Raw genomic sequence first — 639 nt, 5'->3', positions numbered from 1 at the left:
CCCCCATGTGATGCCGCCGAAGAGGAGACCCCACACCGGGACGGCCTTCCGGGGCATCCGGGCTGCGCTCGCACCCGCCGCCGCGCTGTTCGCCGTCGCGCCGGTCACGGCACCGCTCCACGCCCTCCCACTGCTCGGAGCCGCCGTCCCGCCCGCCCTCGCCGTGCCCGTCGAGGATCCCGTCACGCTGTCCCGACAAGGGCAGATCACCGACCGGGTCGGGGCCCTCGGCGATCGGACGGCCGAGGCCGCCACGGCACTGGACCGGCTGTACCGCGATCACGCGAAGCAGCTCTTCGTCGTCTACGTGAACGACTTCTCCGGGCGCTCGGCGCAGAGCTGGGCCGACGCCACCGCGCAGAGGAACGGACTCGGCCGGGACGACCTGCTCCTCGCCGTGGCGACCGGGTCCCGTACGTACGCCTACTCGGCCGACGTCGGGTCCGGTTTCACCGACGAGCAGCTCGCGGCGGTCGCCCGGAGGGCGATCGAGCCCGCCCTGCGGCAGAACGACTGGGCGGGGGCCGCGATCGGGGCGGCGAACGGCTACGGCGCCGTGCTCGCCGGCAAGCCGGTCCCCGTACCGGCGATCACCCCCGGCGAGCCCGACCCGGGCGGCGGCGGGGGCGGGGACAGGGA

1 protein-coding gene is annotated in these 639 nt (G+C 75.6%); it reads left to right on the top strand.

Features of this window, described 5'->3' with window-relative positions; all coding sequences use genetic code 11:
- Positions 1–10 precede the first annotated feature (10 nt).
- Positions 11–639, top strand: a 629-nt coding sequence (locus tag HYE82_RS36955) for a YgcG family protein (protein WP_179178589.1), incomplete at its 3' end; no start/stop codon positions are given.

Origin of the sequence: Streptomyces sp. BR123, assembly GCF_013401435.1 — a bacterium.
GTDB lineage: Bacteria > Actinomycetota > Actinomycetes > Streptomycetales > Streptomycetaceae > Streptomyces.
This window is presented reverse-complemented; position numbering and strand designations above follow the sequence as displayed.